The sequence below is a fragment of the Candidatus Stoquefichus massiliensis AP9 genome (assembly GCF_000455285.1).
In the GTDB taxonomy this organism is placed as follows: Bacteria; Bacillota_I; Bacilli_A; order Erysipelotrichales; family Coprobacillaceae; genus Stoquefichus; species Stoquefichus massiliensis.
This window is the reverse complement of the sequence record NZ_HG005286.1, coordinates 1-22316: the sequence shown is the minus strand read 5'-3', so window position 1 is coordinate 22316 and position 22316 is coordinate 1. Positions and strand designations below refer to the sequence as shown.

Annotated in this window: 19 protein-coding genes; 16 read left to right on the top strand and 3 right to left on the bottom strand. The window is 28.7% G+C overall.

Features of this window, described 5'->3' with window-relative positions; all coding sequences use genetic code 11:
• Positions 1-192 precede the first annotated feature (192 nt).
• The 3 genes from BN350_RS21815 to BN350_RS04190 all read left to right on the top strand — a co-directional run bounded on the left by BN350_RS21815 (position 193) and on the right by BN350_RS04190 (position 3926).
• The gene (locus BN350_RS21815; protein ID WP_478209952.1) at positions 193-369 is read left to right on the top strand and encodes a hypothetical protein; all 177 of its coding nucleotides are present in this window, start codon (positions 193-195) and stop codon (positions 367-369) included.
• Between the two features lie 71 nt (positions 370-440).
• Complete coding sequence (locus BN350_RS04195; protein ID WP_028042460.1) at positions 441-1700, top strand: ABC transporter substrate-binding protein; 1260 nt, start codon at positions 441-443, stop codon at positions 1698-1700.
• A 12-nt stretch (positions 1701-1712) separates the two neighbouring features.
• The gene (locus BN350_RS04190; protein WP_028042459.1) at positions 1713-3926 is read left to right on the top strand and encodes a bifunctional diguanylate cyclase/phosphodiesterase; all 2214 of its coding nucleotides are present in this window, start codon (positions 1713-1715) and stop codon (positions 3924-3926) included.
• A 173-nt stretch (positions 3927-4099) separates the two neighbouring features.
• On the opposite strand, the gene BN350_RS04185 is transcribed toward BN350_RS04190, so the two are convergent.
• On the bottom strand, positions 4100-6145 hold the full coding sequence (locus BN350_RS04185) for a glycoside hydrolase family 31 protein (protein WP_028042458.1): 2046 nt from the start codon (positions 6143-6145) through the stop codon (positions 4100-4102).
• A gap of 155 nt (positions 6146-6300) precedes the next feature.
• Here BN350_RS04185 and BN350_RS04180 point away from each other — a divergent pair, with 155 nt between their 5' ends.
• The 13 genes from BN350_RS04180 (at position 6301) to BN350_RS04120 (ending at position 21073) form a co-directional block, all read left to right on the top strand.
• Positions 6301-7632, top strand: coding sequence for a PTS sugar transporter subunit IIC (locus tag BN350_RS04180; protein ID WP_028042457.1), 1332 nt, complete (start codon positions 6301-6303; stop codon positions 7630-7632).
• Positions 7625-9055 (top strand): sulfatase family protein, encoded by a 1431-nt coding sequence (locus BN350_RS04175; protein WP_028042456.1) that lies wholly within the window; start codon positions 7625-7627, stop codon positions 9053-9055. Before BN350_RS04180 ends, BN350_RS04175 begins: the two co-directional genes overlap by 8 nt.
• Positions 9056-9104: 49 nt before the next feature.
• Complete coding sequence (locus tag BN350_RS04170; protein WP_028042455.1) at positions 9105-9887, top strand: MurR/RpiR family transcriptional regulator; 783 nt, start codon at positions 9105-9107, stop codon at positions 9885-9887.
• 82 nt (positions 9888-9969) lie between these two features.
• The gene (locus BN350_RS04165) at positions 9970-11031 is read left to right on the top strand and encodes a radical SAM/SPASM domain-containing protein (protein WP_028042454.1); all 1062 of its coding nucleotides are present in this window, start codon (positions 9970-9972) and stop codon (positions 11029-11031) included.
• Entirely contained in the window at positions 11018-11572 is a 555-nt protein-coding gene (locus BN350_RS04160; RefSeq protein ID WP_028042453.1) for an RDD family protein, read from the top strand. Before BN350_RS04165 ends, BN350_RS04160 begins: the two co-directional genes overlap by 14 nt.
• A 201-nt stretch (positions 11573-11773) precedes the next feature.
• Positions 11774-12082, top strand: coding sequence for a PTS lactose/cellobiose transporter subunit IIA (locus tag BN350_RS04155; protein WP_049945508.1), 309 nt, complete (start codon positions 11774-11776; stop codon positions 12080-12082).
• 67 nt (positions 12083-12149) lie between these two features.
• Positions 12150-13436 carry a PTS sugar transporter subunit IIC gene (locus BN350_RS04150; RefSeq protein ID WP_028042451.1) on the top strand — a complete coding sequence of 429 codons (1287 nt, stop codon included), beginning with the start codon at positions 12150-12152 and terminating at the stop codon, positions 13434-13436.
• Positions 13437-13505: 69 nt separating this feature from the next.
• Positions 13506-15344: a BglG family transcription antiterminator gene (locus tag BN350_RS04145; RefSeq protein WP_028042450.1), complete on the top strand. Its 1839-nt coding sequence runs from the start codon at positions 13506-13508 to the stop codon at positions 15342-15344.
• Positions 15344-15967 (top strand): PTS sugar transporter subunit IIB, encoded by a 624-nt coding sequence (locus BN350_RS19885; RefSeq protein ID WP_049945507.1) that lies wholly within the window; start codon positions 15344-15346, stop codon positions 15965-15967. Before BN350_RS04145 ends, BN350_RS19885 begins: the two co-directional genes overlap by 1 nt.
• A 5-nt stretch (positions 15968-15972) precedes the next feature.
• Positions 15973-16731 (top strand): ChbG/HpnK family deacetylase, encoded by a 759-nt coding sequence (locus BN350_RS04135; protein ID WP_028042449.1) that lies wholly within the window; start codon positions 15973-15975, stop codon positions 16729-16731.
• Positions 16732-16819: 88 nt separating this feature from the next.
• Positions 16820-17947: an ABC transporter substrate-binding protein gene (locus BN350_RS18465; protein ID WP_049945506.1), complete on the top strand. Its 1128-nt coding sequence runs from the start codon at positions 16820-16822 to the stop codon at positions 17945-17947.
• A gap of 175 nt (positions 17948-18122) precedes the next feature.
• Positions 18123-20114 carry a sensor histidine kinase gene (locus tag BN350_RS04125; RefSeq protein ID WP_028042448.1) on the top strand — a complete coding sequence of 664 codons (1992 nt, stop codon included), beginning with the start codon at positions 18123-18125 and terminating at the stop codon, positions 20112-20114.
• A gap of 68 nt (positions 20115-20182) precedes the next feature.
• On the top strand, positions 20183-21073 hold the full coding sequence (locus tag BN350_RS04120; RefSeq protein ID WP_028042447.1) for a GGDEF domain-containing protein: 891 nt from the start codon (positions 20183-20185) through the stop codon (positions 21071-21073).
• Between the two features lie 23 nt (positions 21074-21096).
• On the opposite strand, the gene BN350_RS04115 is transcribed toward BN350_RS04120, so the two are convergent.
• Together BN350_RS04115 and BN350_RS18460 are read right to left on the bottom strand one after the other, a co-directional pair.
• Positions 21097-22059: an IS3 family transposase gene (locus BN350_RS04115; protein ID WP_231385231.1), complete on the bottom strand. Its 963-nt coding sequence runs from the start codon at positions 22057-22059 to the stop codon at positions 21097-21099.
• An 11-nt stretch (positions 22060-22070) separates the two neighbouring features.
• On the bottom strand, positions 22071-22316 hold a 246-nt coding region (locus BN350_RS18460; protein WP_044600121.1), incomplete at its 5' end, for a helix-turn-helix domain-containing protein.

Below are 22316 nucleotides of genomic sequence, written 5' to 3'. Positions count from 1 at the left end.
TGATAAAATCTTTTTAGAAAAAATTAATAGAAAGGAGTTTGGCCATGGAATATGGGTATGCAAAGGTATCAAGTAAAGACCAAAATCTTGATAGGCAAATAGAAGCACAAAAAGAAATGGAATCAAGGAAAAAATGTTTATGTTAAAAATGTATCAGGAAAAAACTTTGAAAGAAATGAATATCGTAGACTTATATGTAAGTTAAAATCAGGTGATATTCTTTTTGTAAAATCTATTGATTGTTTAGGAAGAAATTATAGTGAAATTATTGAACAGTGGCATAGTATCAATAAAGAAATGGAGGTAGATATTGTTTTAACGTTTATAGGTGCTAGTATAAATATTTGTGATTCTTTCTATACAATTTGATTTATGTTAGAGTGGGTGATAAAATATAACTGTGTGATAAAATTGTGATTCTAATGAAAGGTGCTAATTATATGAAACTCAAACAAATGATATTAAAATGTTTAATTATATCATTGCTTATTATCTGTATAGGATGTCAGGATAAATCAAAGAATGTTGTTATTGATAATAATGAAGAAGAAATAATTAATTTAAAATTTTATGGATATAAGAGTGAGGCTATTAATGTTATTGCAATAGAAAATAGTTTACAGGCATATATGGAAGAAAACCCAAATGTAAAGATTACTTATGAAAGTGTTAAAGGTATAGAGTATTATAATATTTTAGAGAAAAGACTGAAAAATGCTCGTTATGATGATATTTTTATGATTGATGAAGATCACTTACAAGAATTTAAGGGCGATGGATATTTTGCTGATTTATCAGATTTATCAACGATTAGTCATTTTAGTGAAATGTCTTTAAATCAAATGAAAGAAGAGAATGGTTCTATTTATTATGTTCCATCAACAATATCTGCATTTGGATTATATTGTAATATGGATTTATTAAAGAAACATGGACAAAAGGTTCCTCAAAATGAAAAGGAATTTATGCAAGTTTGTGATTATTTTGTGAATAAAGGAATTGTTCCTATTGTTGCGAATAATGATATATCTCTTAAAACAATTGCTATCGCAAAAGCTTTATACCCAGTTTATCAGAGTGCCAATCATGATGAAATCATTAATCAAATGAATCAAGATCCAAAAATACTTGCTCAATATATGAAAACAGGTTATGAATTTGTTGAAAAAATAATCAACAATAAATATGTAGATGCTAAGGTTGCATTAAAGACAGAAAAAACAAAAGACGATCTAATACAATTTGAAAAGGGAGAAAATCCTTTTATGTTAACAGGAGCATGGGCAGCGGTACGTGTCCAAAACGATGCACCCAATCTTCATTTTGAAGTTCATCCTTACCCTATATTAGAAACAGGATCTGTACTTGTTACTAATATAGATACAAGACTATGCGTCAATGCTAAAGGTGAACATGTTGAAGAGGCCAAGAAATTTATTGAATATTTAACTCAAGATAATGTTATATGGGAATTTGTGAACAGTCAGTCATCTTTTAGTCCGTTAAAAGAGACACGACTGGCAGACGATGAAACGATTCAGCCATTAAGCTCATATCTTAATGAAAAAAATGCTATGCTTGGAACAGATTCACGTATTAAATATTCACTTTGGTCATTAACACGTCAAGGAATACAAAAACTATTAAAGGGAGAAGATATTGAGTCAGCAGTGAGTATTATAGAAAATGCTAATCAATAGAAGGAGGCTATTATGAAGAAAAGAAAAATTCCAATTCTTGTTATGAGTAGTATCTTGGCTATTGGAGTTGTAGGTATCACAATGTTTACATATGTGAACTATGTTCGTCAATCATTATGGAATCAAGCTGTTAATGATATCTTGGATTCTACAACACAGGAACAGGAGTCTTTTCAATTATTTATTGAAAAAGACATGGAAAACCTAACGACAATTTTAAATAGTGTTTCATTAGAAGATGAAACAGTGATTGGTTCGATTATGGAACACTCTAGTTCAAATGGTTATAATCTTATTTACATTGATCTAAATGAACGGACATATTTGCATCAAAGACAAAAAGAAAAACTTCTAGATGAAGAAGTTAATTTACTCAATAATCTTCCTTTAAGTAAAGGTATTACAAAACCTTATTTAAATCGTGTTAATGGGGAAAGGACAATAGCTTCTTATATTAAATTAGAAGATAAATTATTAGTTAAAGAAGCACCGGTAGAGTATATTGCAGAACAATTTTCATTATCATTCTATAATGATTTAGGTTTTTCTTATATTATTGATGATAGTGGGAATGTTTTGATGAGAAATAATCATAAAAATGCAAATAGAACAATGCAGAATTTATTTGATATTATTGATATAGAAGGTAATGATCAAGCAATAATCCAATCATTTGAAAATGCTCTAGCCAATCATAAAAAAGGTTATGCTTTATTCAATTATCATGATGATACAAATGTTTTCTGTTACATCCCTATAACAATATTAAATGGATGGTATATAGTATCTATTATTCCTAATGATATTATCATGACACAAGCAAATAATATTATTATTTTTACAATTATACTTTCAGTTATTATTATAGGAGCTATTGGATTTATTTTGCTATTATATAGATATAATCAAAGAAAACATAAAAATGAAGTTGAATATCTTGCTTACTTTGATGCTCTTACAAATTTATTTAATTATCAGAAATTTAAAGAAGAAGGAAATCAAAGAATAAATCAAGATGAAAAGAAATGGGCAGTTATTTATAGTGATATTGCAGGATTTAAAATCATTAATGACTTAAATGGTTATGAGTTTGGTGATAAAATTCTTAAAGAATTAGCAAAGATCATTCAAAATACAATTTCTTTGCAAAGCTTTTCATGCCATATGACAGCCGATAAGTTCTTAATGATGTGTGATTATCAAGAGAAACAAGATTTGGCTAAGATTTGTGAATCTATACATCGGCAATTGTATTCTATATTAAAGAAATATGGATTAGAAAAGGAATCTGTTATTAAATTTGGAATATGCTGTTTAGAAGATGATGAGATTCATAATATTGATGGTTTAGTTGATCGTAGTCATTTGGCTTTAAATGAAGTGAGCAGTAATCCTAAAGATTATTATAGTTTCTATAATTATTCAATGAGAGAACGTATGATGAAAGAGGCAGATATTGAAGCAAAAATGGAAAAGGCCTTAGAAAATAGGGAGTTTGTCTTCTATCTTCAACCTAAATATAATGTCTTAGGAAATCAAATATTGGGTGCTGAAGCACTAGTGAGATGGATTGATCATACAGGAACAATGATTATGCCAGGAGACTTTATTCCAATCTTTGAAAAAAATGGATTTATTTTAAAATTAGATGAATATGTTTTTGAAAAAGTTTGTCAATATCTTTCAGATCGTATACAAAAGAATTATCCAGTAGTTAGTATTTCTATTAATGTTTCTCGTTTACATTTCTATCAGCTAGATTTCATAGAAAGATATGTGAATATTAAAGAGAAATATCAAATTCCAGATGGTTTATTAGAATTGGAAGTTACAGAAAATGTCTTACTTGAGGATATGAAGAAAATACAGGAGATTATTTCACAATTACAAAGTTATGGATTTAAATGTTCAATTGACGATTTTGGTAGTGGATATTCATCCCTGAATTTATTAAAAGATTTATCTTTTGATGTTATTAAATTAGATAAACTCTTCTTAGACAATAGTGTCAATAGTCAACGTAGTGAAGAAATTATTAAATCTATTATTGATATGGCTAAACATATTGAAATTAAGACAGTAGCAGAAGGAGTAGAAACACAAAAACAACTTGCATTCTTAAAAAAGACAGATTGTGATATGATACAAGGTTATATTTTCTCTAAACCTTTACCTATACATGAATTTGAAGATATATTAAAAGACAGTCAGAGGCTCGTAGCCTAATAGATTATAAGACTATAGTGAATTGTTATTGAAATAATTCATTATAGTCTTTTTATCACTTGATAGGAAAACAAATGTCTAGAATTCAAAATCATAGTCAACTTAAAATTATCATGGATGTAAATAAGCAATGAAGTATTTTATCTATTATTGAGAGTGAGACTAGATAAATGTTATTTCTTCTTATAGGTAATATGTTTATTTTGACAATAACATGAATATTGGTTTACATAAATAGTATAAGAATATTCTTTATTATCAATATTTGTTGTATATCCATCATCATCATATAAAATATACTGGGTATTCTCTTTGACATAACCTATAATTTCTAAATGATTAAAATCCATATCTTTTGTTGTTAATGCAGGCTTAGCTAAAGGAACAATATGATTTTCTTTAATGAAGAAAATCATTTCATTTAAATTGACTTGAATATAATGGTGTCCCTTTGGCAATATAATTTCATCATAGTCATTGAAAGAACGCATTTTTATCAATTTCATATTTTCAGGTAAATAAACATATCTTCCTCTCCCATTTTGTTCATATATGGGAGCAATCATTATTGATTCACCAACCATGAGTTGGTCTTCAATTAATCTTGCTTGTGGGTCATTCTCATAATCAAATGATAATGCTCTAAAATAACAATCATTATGGATTGCTGCTTTTACAAATTCACTATATAAATATGGTATAAAAGCGTACCTGATTTCTATCATATTTTTAAAGGTATTTGTATTTTTAAAGGTATAGAGTTCCTGAGCTCGTTCGCTTTGAGAGTGATTTCTCATTAAAGGTGTAAATATAGCAAATTGAACCCAGCGGGTCATGAGTTCTTCATTCGTATTATTTCCAAATCCTCCCAGATCCCCACCAGCATATAAGAAGCCACATAAATTGAGATTTGGCATTTGTTGTATACATAATTTTAAATGAGACCACCAAGCCAGATTATCACCAGTCCAAATACCGCTATATCGATGCATTCCTATCATAGATCCACGTGACAACAGTAATAATCTTTTGTGTGGACGAAAGCGTTCAAAGGCTTCGCCTGCTGCTCTTGTGAGAAAATATCCATAAAGATTGTGGACTTTGTCATGTCTTACTTTTTGACCATCGATATCATGATAAAAGAGTTTGTAATCTTTAGGGTTGTTAGATAATTTTGAAAATTCATCACACATTTGAAAATAAGTATTTAAGTTTAATTCAGAATTTTTTAATTTATCAACCAATTCATATGCCTCTTTTAATCTTTCATCAGTATAAAAGATAGAAGGTTCGTTCATATCATTCCAAATACCATCTATACCTTTATCTAATAAGAACTTATATTGATCACCAAACCAATTTCTATGCTGAGTATTCAAGACATCTACAAAGTGACAGTATCCAGGCCAAACACCGCATCGAAAAAAATGTCCATCCTTATCCTTACAAAATCGATTTTCTTTGACTCCGTTTTCATAGACATGATAACCATCTTGAACTTTAATACCTGCGTCAATAATAGGAACCATGTGGATACCCTGATTTTTCATTTCTTGAATTAACTCTTCAAAATGTGGTAGATTATCTTTATGAATTGTAAAACTTTGATAATTATCCATGTAGTCAATATCTAAATAGACAGCATCTAATGGAATCGCATGTTCTTTATATTGTCTTACAATTTCTCTAAAATCATTTTCTGTTTTATATTTCCAACGACTTTGCTGGTAACCAAATGCCCACTTTGGTGGAATATAACTTCTGCCAATCAATTGTCTAAATTGTTTGGCAACATCTTTTAAACTTTTTCCTTCAATCATATAAATATTCAGGTCTTTGTCATCACAGGTTATGATGATTTGATCAATATCAGTTTCTCCAATATCATAACTGACAATCCCAGCTGTATCAATGAATACACCAAATGTTTCAATACCATAAATGATAATAAAGTTGTGAGCAGCATATAGACTATGACAATCTTCAGTATGTATGGCATTATCCACGCATCGTGAAATATAGGTAAAGCCTCTTTTGTTTATACCACGCATATTCTCTCCAAGTCCATAAACCATATCTTGTGGTTTCATTTCATAAGTAAAAGTTATTTTTTCTCCATCTTCATAAACAAGGTGTTTTGGATATCCTTCTTCTATTGGTATATGCTTAATTATAGAATCAGTACGAATAGGATGTCCATATTGAAATCGTGTTATCATATCATTGCCTCCTTCTTATCTTTGTGTAGTATAATATTATCGTAAAAAAAGAAAAAAGCACCATTCCTTACAAATTTAGTAATTGCTTACAAAAAATGTAAGGATTTCTTCTTGAATTCTTTTTTATGCTATATTGGGAACAGGAGGAGAGAGAAATGAATAAAATATCTAAATTATTAGAAGACAAACTACTACCGTTTGCAATTAAAATCAGCACAAATTCATACATATCATCATTAAGAGATGGATTTGCTGCAACAATGCCAGCTATGATTATTGGTTCTTTTTTAACATTATTGCTTAACTTCCCAGTTCTAGCAGTATCTGAATTCTTAACAAATACGTTTGGGGATAGTTGGCAATTATATATTAATGGAATATATAATGCGACAGTCCCTTTAATTTCAATGCTTGCGACAATTTCTATTACTTATTTTTTAACAAAGAAATTAAAGGGTGATGTTATATCTACAATTGTCGTGAATACAATGTTATACTTTATGTTTACTCCCCAAGCCACACACTTATTATCAGAAGGTGGAGAGAGTATTGTTGTCAACGGTTCATATTCGACAACTTATTTAGGGGCAAAAGGCTTCTTTTTAGCAATTCTTCTTGGATTGTTAATTCCCCCATTATTAAAGAAATTATGTGAGGTAAAATTCTTAACGATTCAATTACCAGATAGTGTTCCACCTAGTGTATTGAAGTCATTTTTAGTCATGATTCCAGCATTAATTATCCTTATGAGTGCTGGTATTATTCAATTTATCCTTGTTCGTTATGCAAAAGTTGACTTATTTACATTTATTTATCAAGTTATCCAAACACCAATTAGAGAAATTGTTGGAACATCATTTTTAGGTGGATTACTCAGTTGTTTCTTTACTTATATTGCATGGTTCTTTGGATTGCATGGAGGCTTGTTAATGGGTCCTATTAACAGTGTCGTTTTTGGAGAATTATTACCAGCTAATAATGCTGCATTTGTTGCTGGAGAAGCTATTCCTCACTTTTTTACAGGAGTGCCTTTTTTAGAAGTTTTTACAAAAATGGGTGGTGGTGGAAATGTTTTAGCACTGATTGTCGCAATCTTATTTGTTGCTAAAAGTTCTGAATATAGGGAAGTCGCTAAAATTGGCCTTGTTCCATCCTTATTTAATATTTCTGAACCAATGGTTTTTGGTTTACCAATTGTGTTTAATCCTATTTTAATTATACCGTTTTTAATCGCTCCATTGGTATGTTATAGTATTGCTTATTTTGCAGCTGCAGTAGGTTCTATAGCACCAATTGTTGTTCAAGTTCCTTGGACGATTCCTATTGGAATTAATATGTTTTTATCTACAGCTGGAGATATCATGTCAGTTGTTTGGCAATTAGGTTTATTTGTTCTATCAGTCATTATTTATATTCCTTTCATTAGAATTAATGAAAAAGCCAATATGAAAATGAGTGAAAATAGAGTAGGTGGAGAAAATGCCTAAAAGACCTAATGTCGTCCTCATTTATACAGATCAGCAAAGATTTGATTCAATTCATGCAAATGGGAACAAATTGGCAATAACACCAAATTTAGATTCATTCATCAATGATGGGGTTAATTTTGAAAATTATTATGTAAATAATCCAGTTTGTATGCCAAGTCGTATGTGTATGTTAACTGGAAAATATCCTAGTCAACTTGGGATAGGGGATAATGGTATACCACTATCTAAAAAGGAGGATACAATTGCAAATTATCTTAAACAATATGACTATCAGTGTTCACAAATAGGCAAATTACACTTTTTACCTCATACAAATAGATGTCATACAGATCCACATCCTCATTATGGATTTGATAGTCTCATCATTTCAGATGAACCAGGTTGTTATGATGATGCCTATATCAAGTGGGTTGAATCTCAGGCACCTGAACAAGTTGAAAAAGTAAGAGTTGGGTTACCGTCAGAAGGAAAAGTCTATGGGCAACCTATGTATAGTACCCATGAACGTTCCCCACATCAGCCTTATCCTTTTGAGGGCAGTGATCATTTAACGCATAGTTGTTTTGTCAGTGATGAGGTCTGTCAATATATTAGAAATCATAAGCAAAATGACCAACCATTCTTTGTGATTGCTGGATTTTATGCCCCTCATGCACCCATCAATCCACCGCAAAAATATCTGGATATGTACAATATTGATGATATGCCATTACCACATCGCTCTTTAGAAGATAATCAACTAATGGAAACATTACTTGGAAGTCATTGGAACCATCAGCTTAAAGATATTGATGAAAGAAAATGGCGTGAGATATATGCAAGTTATTTGGCTTTAACAACACATGTTGATGATTGTATTGGTCATATTTTTAATGAGTTAAAAGACATAGAAGAAAACACTTTGATTATTTTTACAAGTGATCATGGAGAATATCTGGGAGATCATGGACGTGTACATAAAGGTATGCCGGGTCATGATTGTATTATCCATGTGCCACTGATTATGAAATATAAAGGAAAAATACAGCCAGGAACTTGTATAAATGAGTTATGTGAAGCAGTTGATATTGTTCCTACAATTCTTGATTATGCTTGTATTCAAAAACCACAATATTTAAAAGGAATATCTTTAAAACCAATCATAGAAGGAACAAGTCAAAGAACAAAGGAATCTATTATTGTTGAATATATAGGTAGTCACCATTTTTATGAAACAACCATAAGAACTAAGGAATATAAGTATTATTGTAATACTCATCATCAGGAAATTTTATATGACTTAAAAAAAGACCCTTATGAACTTTATAATGTTTCTCAAAATAGTGATTATAAAGATATACTTTCTTTCATGAGGTTAGAGATGATTTATAAAATACAATATAGTGCTTATAACAGTTTGAAAAAAAAGGCTCCTTATTAATTTCATAAGAGTAAAAGATAGGATATACTATAAGTAGAGGTGATGAAGAGTGGATGATGTCTATTATAAATTAGCTGAAATAGCCAATCTTTCTTTTAGAGATTCATTAGATTATATTATTGCTAAGGAGATGTTGCAGCACATAGATAAAATACCAAATATGAGTATTGATGTGATTGCTGATATATGCGCAACCTCTACTGCCAGTATAACAAGATTTTGCCAAAAAATAGGGTATGATTCATTTAAAGAATTGAAATATAATATCACTCAAAATGAATTTTGTCATCATATGTTAGATGTTCAAAGTATAAAAGATATTTCAGTTAATAAAGCTATTTTAAGTACAAAAGTAAAATTTGATTATATGATTAATCATTCTTTACTTTTGATTGAGCAATCAATGATAGAAAGTCTTATTCAAAAGATTATTGATAATAACAGGATTGCTATATTTTGTGCCTCCCATGAATTATCTGCAGTTGTTTTATTCCAAGCTTTATTAAAGAAATATTATAAAAAGGTAGATATTATATTATGTAATACAGATGTTCAAAAGATGGATTATGTTCTTGAAAATGTAGACTTTATATTATTTTTAACATATGGTGGAAGATGGATGAAGCGTTCATATAAATTAATTCAGAAAATTTTGAATTCCTCAATTGAAAATTGTGTTATTTGTTTAGATGATAAAGAGATTAAAAATTATCAATTTGATATGAAGATTAAATTTGATTTACCACCAGAAATACAAGATAATCATTTTGAGTTTTTTATATTCTTATTTTCTGTGATGACTGATTCAATTGTGCTTTATTATAAAGATTAGAATATATTATTATCTTGTAAAAACAAACAATACAAGAGATGTATGAAATATTAAGTTTTAAAATTATTTTTAGGAGAATGGTATGGAAAAAATAACTGTACTCATAAAACCAGTATCTTTTGTTTGTAATATGCAATGTGATTATTGTTTTTATAAAGATGTTATTAAATATAGAACAAATCCAGTTAAGAAAATGAATAAAAATGTTTATCTATCAATTATTAAAAAAACTTTAAACCATTGTGAGACTCCTATTGAAATTGAGTATTGTTTCCAAGGAGGAGAGCCACTTTTAGCAGGAATAGAATTTTATAAAGATTTTATAGATGAAGTCAACTTAAGGAATACAGTTCATATGATTAAATATTCTATTCAAACGAATGGAACATTGATTGATAATCAATGGATTGATTTATTTAAACAATATCATTTTTTGGTAGGAATATCACTTGATGGAATTCAAATTACACATGATTTTCATAGAAGGATTAAGGGAGAAGAAAGTTTTCATAAAGTTATAGTTGCAATTAATTTATTAAAACATAATAATATTGATTTTAACATATTAAGCGTTATCACCTCACATATGTCTATGTATGCAAAAGATATTTATCGTTTTTATAAAGATATGAATTTTAAATATACACAATTCATACCTTGCTTACCACCTTTGGGAGGTGGAGTAGGTTTGAAACCAAAAGAATTTTTTCGATTTTATAGAGAATTATACGATGAATATAGAAAAGATCAGCAAGTACATATTTCTTTATTTGACCAGATACATTATTTATTAAATGGTCAAATTGATTGCTCTTGTGGTATGTTAGGATATTGTTCTATACAGATAGTTATTGAAACTGATGGAAGTATTTATCCATGTGATTTTTATGCATTACGAAAATATTGTTTGGGTAATATTCTGCATCACAGTTTAAAAGAATGTATAACAAATAAAATTGCATATATTTTTTTAAGAGAAGAAAAAGAATACTCTTATGTATGTGATGACTGTGAATTTTATTCAATATGTCAAGGTAATTGCAAGAGACAAAACGTTTGTATGTTTGATGAATATTATTGTGGATATAAGGAGTTATTAAAATATATAAAGAATAAAGAGGATAAGCATAATGAAAATATATGAAACAAGTCATTATACATTTAGACGATTGATTGCCTATATTATTGATTGGTATTTAGGAAGTATTGTTTCTATGTTACCATTTCTTATTATTAGTTTAGCAAAACATATAGATTATAATAACATAATGAATTTAGAATTATATTCAAATCAAGATTTGTGTATTGGAATGTTTTTCAGTCTATTGTTTTCTTTGATTTACTTTTTAGTAATTCCTTTCAAGTTATATGATGGTCAAACTATTGGAAAGAAAATTATGAAATTAAAAATAATAATGAATAGTAATCAGGAAATGAAAATATTGAATTTATTTCTACGACAAATATTGTTTATATGGTTTGTTGAAATGAGTCTTCATTCTATAGGAGGAATATTTAATCAGGGTATATTTATTTTGTTAAAATTTAATATTATCTTGTTCTTTAAAGAAATGAATTTTTATGTTATAGCTATATCAGTATTCATGTTATTGGTTTCAAATAATCATATAACTTTACATGACTTAATATCAAATACAAAGGTTATTGATTTAAGATATAAATAATGGTTACTATTTCATTTTATTGTTGTATATAAGGAGAAAGCAAAACTATTGTATTTTTCAATAGAAATTTGAGTTCTCCTTTTATATTTGTTAAATAAGACAAAATAACAATTGTTCTTTGTGATTTTCCTCTATTTGAGGAAAATCACTGTCTTTATAAATATCTTACAATGAACTATGATAGACATAGGAGTTGATGATATGAATAATACCAAAAAAGATACAATATCAATCATAGAATTAACACTAAAAAGTTATAACTCTTATAAACAAGCACTTTATTATGCAAAATGCAATAAAGAAAAGGAATTTGTTTATTACTTTCAAAAAGGCGATGAGTTATTACTTCAAGTCAGTACAATTCATGCTAAAATGTTATCGGATGATGTTGAAGTGAGTTTGCTGATGATTCATGCTGAAGACCTGTTAATTTCTGTTCAATTGTATAAATCAATGATAAAAGAATTATTAGCATTCTATACACAATTTCCTACCCTTAAAGGAAATTAACAGTCTTTTTGTTTTATGAAGGTATTATATAATGATATTGTAAAGCATTTGGAAAGGGGAAAAGACAATGCAAAAAATGATGGACAAAATGGAGTCAGTCCTAGCACCACTGGCTAGTAAAATTGGTGGTAATAAAATATTGAAAGCTGTATCAACCGCTTTTAATTTAATTATGCCACTTATTATTATTGGTGCTATCTTTTCATTATTAAGTACTTTATCAATAGGAGGTTATCAAGATTTCTTAAATAGTACAGGTATAGGTAAAATCTTAGGATTAGTTAGTCGTTTTACAACTGACTTGATGGCATTATATGTTGTTTTTGCAGTAGGATATGCATATTTGAGAAATGAGGGAATGAGTGGAGATGCAATACCTGCTGGATTATTATCAATATTAGCTTTCTTTATTATGACACCTTTAGCAGAAGTTGTTATAAATGATGTGCCAACAACAATGTTATCATTTGATTATTTAGGATCTAAAGGATTGTTTACAGGATTATTAGTAGGATTGCTGGTAGGATATATCTATACTTTTATTATTAATAAAGGTTGGGTTATTAAAATGCCAGAAGGTGTTCCACCTACTGTTGCGAAATCATTTAGTGCCTTGATTCCAGGTTTTGTGATTACAGCATTCTTTTTAATTATCAATGGAGTGTTTATGTTTATGATTGGGGCAACATTTAGTGAATGGTTCTATAGTATTATTGCAGCACCTTTATCAGCATTATCAGGTAGTGTTATTACATTTTTAGTTTTGTTATTGGTATGTCAAGTTTTTTGGTTTTTTGGTATTCATGGTGGACAAGTCACTATCCCATTTATGATGATTTTATTTATGCAGGCAGGTGTTGAAAATCAAGCTGCATTTGCTAATGGGCAACCTATGACACATATTGTTACTGTTGGATTTTTATTTATTCTTATGTTAGGTGGTGCAGGAAATACAATTGGTTTATCTATTGATATGTTATTATTTTCTAAAAGTAAAAGATATCAGTCTTTAGGTAAATTATGTATTTTACCATCGTTATGTAATATTAATGAACCTGTCATATTCGGATTACCAATTATATTGAATCCAGTAATGGCAATTCCATTTATTTTCGTACCACAGATTACTGCAATTATAGCATACTTTGCTATGAATTCCGGTCTTGTTTCTTTGCCAAGAATTGCAATGGGTGCTACAGGAACACCATTATTATTTGATGGATGGATGATTGCTGGAATATCTGGGATCATTTTAGAAATTGTTTTAATGTTATTAACTGTTGTAATATATTATCCTTTTTTCAAAGTACAGGATAATATAGCATTAAAAGAAGAACAAACAATTTCTGAATAAAAAGGCTGATTTTCAGCCTTTTTAACCTATCCTAAACATGGTAAAATAGGAATATGGAGGTGCGTATGTATGGATAAGAATCAAAAAACCATAATAATGGAATTAATGAATCATGAATCTATGTCTGGTCAAGAATTATCAGCCTGCATTCAAATGACGACCAGAACAGTACGTACCCTTATAAAAGCAATTAATAAGGATATCACAGGAGCGAAGATATTATCAGGAACATTTGGATATAAATTATCTATTGAAAATCCTGAACAATTTTTATCTTATCTTCAACAAGATAATGCTGATGAGGATGAAGAAACACGTTTTGACTATTTATTTCAACGTTTTATAGATAATCAGTCTTATATTAAAATAGATGACTTATGTGATGAACTTTATCTATCAAGAACACAATTAAAAATATCATTGAAGGAATTAAGACATTATTTCAATGAATATGATTTAACAATTGAAACAAAACCTCATTATGGCATATTTTTAAAAGGTTCAGAATTAAATAAAAGAAGAGCAATTGCTCATTATAAACAATACCAAAAAGATATCAGAATAACTCAGCAAATTAAAAATATTCTTATATCATGTATTGCGAATACAGATTATACAATGAGTGACAATAATTTAGAAAATCTCGTCTCCCATCTTTATATAGCCTATACACGTGTTTTAAAACATGAATATGCTTTGATTGATAGTGAATGGTTAGAATCAATTCAGTTAGAAAAAGAATATGAATTGGCATGTGCCATTATGTCATTAATGAGTCAAATGCTCAATATGGAATATCGTGAAGAAGAAGTTGCTTATTTAACAATGCATCTTTGTGGAAAAAATTGTCACCAGCAGTCCCATCTCTATATAGATCAAGAAATATTGGACTTAGTTAAGAATATATTAGAGACACTTGAAACAGAATCTCATATTTCATTTACTTCTGACTTAAATTTACAGCTAGCTTTATGTTTACATATTATTCCATTATTAAAACGTATTCAATATGCAACCTATATGAATAATCCCTTATTGCAAGATATAAAAAAGAATTTAATTGTTGCATATGAACTTGCCGTTAAACTGAGTGAAGTTATCAATCAACAATATAATTGTCTATTACCAGAAGATGAAATTGCTTATTTTGCATTACATATTAATCTTTCCCTTGAGCAAAAGAAAACAAGTATTCATAAAAAGAATATTTTACTTATTTGTTCAAGTGGAGTTGGCAGTGCAAAATTACTTGAATATTTCTTTCAAAAGAATTTTAGCAATTACATCCATGAACTCAAGGTCTGTTCATTACATGAATTGTTTGATCAGGATATTCATCATTATGACTGTATCTTTACAACTGTACCAATACAAGACACATTAGATATTCCAATATTTATGATTAGTCATATTATGAATGCAAAAGATACAGTCAACATTACACAAAACTTAAAACAGCTGAATCATCATGATATTATGCAATACTTTCCACCTGAATTGTTTTTTACCTATGAAAGCTTTCCAAATAAAGAGAGTGCAATTCATGAAATCATTCAGCAATGTCATCAATACTATGAGTTACCAGATTGTTTTGAACAATTGGTTTTAGAAAGAGAAAATCTAGCAACAACAGAATTTAATGATCTTGTAGCATTCCCTCATTCTCATCAACCTGTTTCATCACAAACCTTTGTATCCATAACATTATTAAAAAAACCATTACTCTGGAAAAATCATAAAATCAGAATCATTCTCTTATCATCTATTGAAAATCAGCTATTAAAAGATCTTGATCAGTTCTATGAAGTGATTTCTACAATCATGAGTGATTCAACTATTCAATGGAAGTTATTAAATCATTCAACATATGATTATTTTCAAGAATTAATAGAAAGACTGGTGGCATAATGAAAAATATACTTTTGGTTTGTGGGGCAGGAATGTCTACTAGTTTATTAGTTAAAAAGATGAAAGCAGCGGATATGAAACACCAATATTATATTCAATGTACAGATACAGTATCAGCTCAATTCGCTCTTATGAAAACAGATATGTTTCTGTTAGCACCTCATATTGGATATATGAAAGATGAGTTTATACCATTATGTGAAAAAAGAGGAATCCCTTTCATGGTTATTGATTCCCTTGATTATACAAAGATGGATGGTGTATCTGTTTTAAAAAAAGTTTCTATTATTTTGAATGATTTAGATCAAAATCATATCTTTAAAGTGATTTTATTACATTCTCGTGCTGGAGCAATGTCTGATTTATTAGCGATGGATATGAATAAGAAAAAGAATGATTCAGAGAAGGATTGGATCATTAAGTCAATAGATATTGAACTATTTGATGAAGAGATGGAAGTTGATATTATTTTGTTAGAACCACAAATTTGTTTTGAAGAAGATTCACTGTTAAAGAAATTAAAAAATAAAAAAACTAAAGTTTATGTTCCATCAAGACAATTATATGGGGCTTTTGATGGAAGAAAGATTTTAAATTTTATACATCAAATGAAAGAAGGTTAATAGAAATGAAATTAATTATGCGTGCAGATGATTTAGGATTTAGTGAAGCAGTAAACTATGGGATTTTAAAAGCTATTAAAGATGGTGTCATTACAAGTGTTGGTATGATGCCTAATATGGAAAGTGCAAGTCATGGATATGCATTGGTCAAAGATTTGAATATTGCTTTAGGGCAGCATACCAATATTTGTGTAGGCAAACCAATATCTGATCCATCACTGATTTCCTCATTAGTACAAGAAAATGGAGATTTTTGTTCGAGTAAGGAAATTCGAGCTAGAGAAGTTGATAGTATTGTTATAGAGGAAGCAGAAATTGAAATCGAAGCACAGCTGAAAAGATTTATTGAGATTACAGGAAAAAAGCCTGATTATTTTGAAGGTCATGCTGTTTTTTCAATGAATTTCTTTATTGCTTTAAAAAATGTAGCTGACAAGCATGGACTGTTTTTCTGTATTCCATCAATTGACAAAGAATGGGAAAAGGAAAATGGTATTTATGGGTTGCCCTTCTTTAAACCTGATCAGGAAGGTTTATATGATCCTCAGGAATATTTAGAAGAATATCTTCCTTACATTCAAGAACATCCATGTTGTGTTGCTATATTTCATCCAGGATATTTAGATCAATATATTTTAACACATTCATCTTTTACAAAGATTAGAACTATGGAATGTGATTTCTTATGTAGTCATTGGTTAAAAGAATGGATTTATAAGAATGGAATAGAACTTGTTAATTTTAAAAATTATAAAAATTTATAGCCACTTCTCAAAAAGTGGCTTTTCAATTTCATATTTTTCTTCCTTATTTATATAATATTGCCTATAATAAAATTATGAGTAGAATATTGTGGAGGAAATTGCTATTAAAAGATTATTGTTTATATTGATATTCACCTTGTTAATAGCGGGATGTCAGAAAACATCAGAAATAAATCAGAAAAAAGTTTTTAATGAACCACAGTATGAATGGGGTAAAGTCTCAGAACAGACATTGACAATTTGGGGAGTATCACCAGATTTAGATAGAAGTTATATCCAAAAAGCATGTCAAAGATATGAAGACTTAACAGATAATCATCTTGAGATTATCCAATATAAAAAAGATGAAATTAATAATCAAATGGAAAAAGCACTAAATGGTGAAATCCAAATGCCAGATATTTTAGTAAGTTATGGTGGTACTAATATTGATGCATATCATCCAGATGAAAATTTTTATGATTTCACAAATGCAGAATGGGTCAATGATTTAACAGAAACATCAATTAATCAAACTGTATATAATGGAAAAATTATAGGTTTACCTCATTGGGAATCGTCAATATCTGGAACTTTATATAATAAAAAGATATTTGAAAAATATAATATTGAAGTTCCCCAAACACAAAAAGAATTTATGCAAGTTTGTGAGAAACTATTATCTCAAGGAATAACACCACTCTATTTACCAGCTAAAGAAATATCAATGTTACTATATCAATTTCCCTTAGATTCAATTGTAAAGGATTCACAAGTATTATCAAATCTTAATCATAATAAGATTAGCTATACAGATATTCCAGAATTTAAAGAAATACTGAATTGGTATAAGACGATGGCAGATAAAGGCTATTTTGGAGAAGGTTATTTAGATAATGATTGGGATACAATGAGTCCAGCATTAAAAAGTGAAAACTATGCAATGTTACTGTGTTGGGATACATGGTTATATACAGATTTTGAAGGTGATGCAGATGACTTTGGATTAATGCCAGCTTTCATGGGAGTACCAGAAAATGGGACTTTTGAAGGACCAAATATGAATTTGTTTATGGTGAATAAAAAGAGTGAGAAATTGGAAGGGGCACTAGATTTTATTACATTCTTAGCTGATCCTTATAATTATAATGTTGCTTTTTCTGATATTTTAACTGCTCCAGTATTTAAAAATCAGGCTGAAAGTATTTCAACACCTCAATATCTAGAAAATGAATGATTAATAGATAAATATTATTCTGATTCTATTGCCTGGTTACGAATTAAGGGGTTCTCACAGATGGATGCATCATGCATATTAGAATATATAAAACCAGATAGTCAAATGAGTTTGACAGAATGTTTAGATAAGATGGATAGATTAAGAAAAGAACGTATGTCTTAAGGAGGATTTTATGAAAAAATTAAATAAATATGCTCATGATTATCCTCAAATAATTATATTAAGTCTTTCATTATTAGCATTTATATTTATTTTTATAGGGTTATCAGTATCATATATCAATAAGTTTAATGAGACACTATTAGCTGAAAATGAAAGTCATTTATCAGAAATTGCTGATCATATTGCGATATATACGAAATCTATTATTGATGATACAACACACTCTTTACAAAATGCAGCTTATTCGTTAGTTGCTATTCCTGAAAATCAACGTATGGATTATATGGAGGATATAGCTAAAAGACAGGAATTTGCTTATATCGGATATGCTAAAAAAGATGGTTATTTTCAAGCAACGGAAGAAACTCAAAATAGAAATATAAAAAATGAACTTGCCTTTAAAAATGCTTTATCTGGTCAAACAACAATTAGTGATTTAGAACGTAGAGTTTTTAATGATCATGTTGTTTCAGGAATTATTATAACGGTTCCTATTTATAGTAAGGAACATGAAACAATTGGTTCAATGTCAGCAATGATATCATCAAAAAAACTTGATGATGCATTAGAGATAGATAGTTTTCAAGGGAAAGGGTATTCTTATATTATTAATCAAAAAGGAGATTTGATTTTACATAATAAAAGCATGGATTATAGTAATTTCTATCGTATTTTAGATAATGCTGAACTCTTAAGTGATAACACTTTAGATGAGATTAAAGATCATATTAAAAATGGTGATTCAGGACTTATTGAATATAAACAGTTAGGGATAAAACGTTATACATATTATACGAAAATTGATATTAATTCATGGACAATCTTAAATACTGTTGATAGTGATGTTATTACTGAAAAGACAGATATGATGATGAAAGAATTGATTGTTATTGCAAGTTGCTTTATTATTGCTTTTTTGGTGCTATTAATAATTGCAGGTATTTCATGGGTTGTCTCTGCTAATCAAAAACATATCTCTCGTACAAAATCAATATTTTTGACTAATATGAGTCAGCAAATTCAAAAACCAATGGATATAATTATAAATACTGCTCATAAATTATTAGAAAGTGATTTAAACGATAATCAGAAAAAACAAATAGAAAGTATATTTGATTCTAGTCAAAATTTATTAATGATTATGAATAATGTATTAGATTTTTCAAAGATTGAGGTAGGTAAGTTAGAACTTACTGATGAATTATATGATTTAGATGCTATATTATATGATATAGCCAATAGTGCAACATCCCGTTTAAATGAAAAGAATGTTAGTTTTATGGTTGAAATCAATAAAGAGGTTCCTAATCATCTTTTTGGTGATGTTAAAAGAGTCAAGCAAATTCTTATGAATTTAGTAGATAGGGCTATAGAGTATACTGAACAAGGATTTATACAATTATCAGTCTCATCCTATATGAAAGATCAGCAATTCTATTTAGAATTTAAAATAAAAGATACTGGAACAAGCATAAAAAAGGAAACAACAAATAAGTTTTTTGAAAAGGAGTTACAAGAAAAGCAATATGATGATAATCAGAATAGTAGTCTTGGTATTGCAATGAGCCAGTCATTGAGTCAATTAATGAATGGATATATACAAGTAGAAAGTCAATATGGAATGGGAACAACATTTACCGTTGTTATTCAGCAAAGATTTCAGGATAAACAACCAATTATTCATTCAATAACATCATCTTCTAGAATATGTATTTGTGAATCAAGAACTATTTTACAAAACTTTTATAAGACATATCTTGATCAAACAAATATTCAATATAAGATGTATAGTCAATTTAGCCTATTAGAAAATGATAAAGATTATTCATTATATGATTATATATGTATTAATTATGACATGATTAAATATTTACCTGAAGATATAGATTTTACTCATTTCATTATTCTAATTAATAGCCAAGAACAAGCATCATATTTAAAAGATAAAAATCTAGTTTATATACCAATGTTTGGAATAGAATTTAATAACATATTTATTTAAAACGATGAAAGTAACTTTCTTATAAGATTATTTTTATATATAATAGATTTATGAAATGGGGAATGTTTATGTATCCAATGAATAATATTGATCAGGATTTAAAACAATTTGTTAATGAAATTCACTTATTTGATCAATATCGATTAGTTAATCATGAGACATTTGAAGTTTATGATTATCAGAATAAGCAGCTTATTAAAAGCAATCATTATTGTTATGAGGTATGGAAACGTGGTGGTCCATGTAAGAATTGTACATCACGTCAGGCATATATAAATAAATCTGAAATGTTTAAATTAGAGTTTTTAGCTGGATATTTGTTTCTCATTATTTCATATCCTATACTAATTTCACAGCAGAATTTTGTTTTAGAATTAATAAAAGATGTTACACAAAGTTTAACAGTGAGAAATATTGATAGAGAAAATAATGAGGTAGAAAAACTAATTAGAGATTTAAATGATTATATCATCCATGATGCTTTTACAGGTCTTTATAATAAGGCGCATGCTATCCAGGAAATTGATAGAAAGTTAAATATGGGGAAAAGGTTAACCCTTGCAATGATTGATTTAGATCATTTTAAAGAAATTAATGATACATATGGTCATGTTAAGGGCGATGAAGCTATTCTTTTCTTGGCAGAATTGTTAAAGCAACATTTAGATAATGAACATGTTTTAGCAAGCCGTGTTGGTGGTGATGAATTCATTATCATTTTTGATGATGTAAGTGATTATGATGTTCATATTATTTGTTATGAAATACACGAAGCTTTACATAAACATGTGTTTATGAAGGATGAGGAACAGTTTTTTATTGAAATTAGCATCGGATTAGCTTATAGTCATGACAATGATACATCAGTGGAATTAATGGATAGAGCTGATCAGGCAATGTATCAAGTCAAACACACAAAAGCAAAAAAACCACAAATTGATCAGAGCCCTGTCAAGTAGACACTTGAAATATCTAAAAAGCTTTATACTCCAGCTAGTACTGCACTAGCTGTTTTTTCTTTTATATTTATTTGTTTTAAATTTTCTTTATAATCTTCAATTCTTTTGTTAAATGCTATTGGATAAACTTTAGGTTCTTCTTGTTTTAAAGCTTCATTTCTAACTTCCATCGGTGTTTTAGAATCAAATCGGTCTTGGTATCGTCCATAGTTATAAAAATGGATATATTTGGTTATAGCTGCTATTAGCGACTCTTTGTCATGAACATCATATAGTTCATACATTTCTGCTTTGATGATTCCCCATAATGCTTCAGTTGGTCCATTATCAAGACAACACGCTACTCTAGACATTGATTGTATCATTCCTTGCTTGTTTAGTAGATTTTTAAATATTGGACTTGTGTACTGAAATCCCCGGTCTGAATGAAATAGTGGCTTAGCTAAAGGATTTGTTTTAATCGCTTCGTTGAATGTATCAAATACGAGTTTATTATTATTTCTATCGCTTATAACCCATGAAACAATACTTCTGTCATAAAAGTCAAGGAATGCACTAAGATATATTTTTTCATTACTATGAGGGACTTTGAACTCTGTTACATCAGTTGCCCATTTTTCATTAGGCTTTGATGCTACGAAGTTTCTTTTTAATAAGTTCTCAGCTTTTTTATCAGTTTTATTTGCTGCTGTACAACAGTGACGTGCTCTTCTTATTCCAGAATGAATATCCAATATCTTCATAATTCTATGTACTCGTTTAGGAGAATAGTTCTCATTTAAATCTCTGTTAATAAACATTGTCACTCTTCGATAACCAAGTATCCCATGAAATCTTTCGTGATATTCCTCAATCGTTTTTGAAAGGCTAATATCATCTATTTCCTTTTGTGGAACATCGCGTTTGTACCACTTATAATATGACGCTCTACTGATATTTAAATGCTTACACATCCATTGAACGCTATAACCTAATTCATTATGCAATTCCCTTATAGTTATGTATTTCGCTTCTTGCTTTGCTTTGGAGAATATCGCCTTCCTTCTACTTCCTTCAATTTTTTTAATAGAATGACTTCCATTTCTTTTTCTCTAAGTTTGTTTTCAAGTATCTTATTTTTACGTTGTAATGTTTCTAGTTCACTGAGTTCTGTTTCTTGTTTGCGTTTTCCTCGTTTATCGTTTAATCCATCATCACCATTTTCAAGATATTTTTTTACCCAATTAAGCACTTGGCTATATGA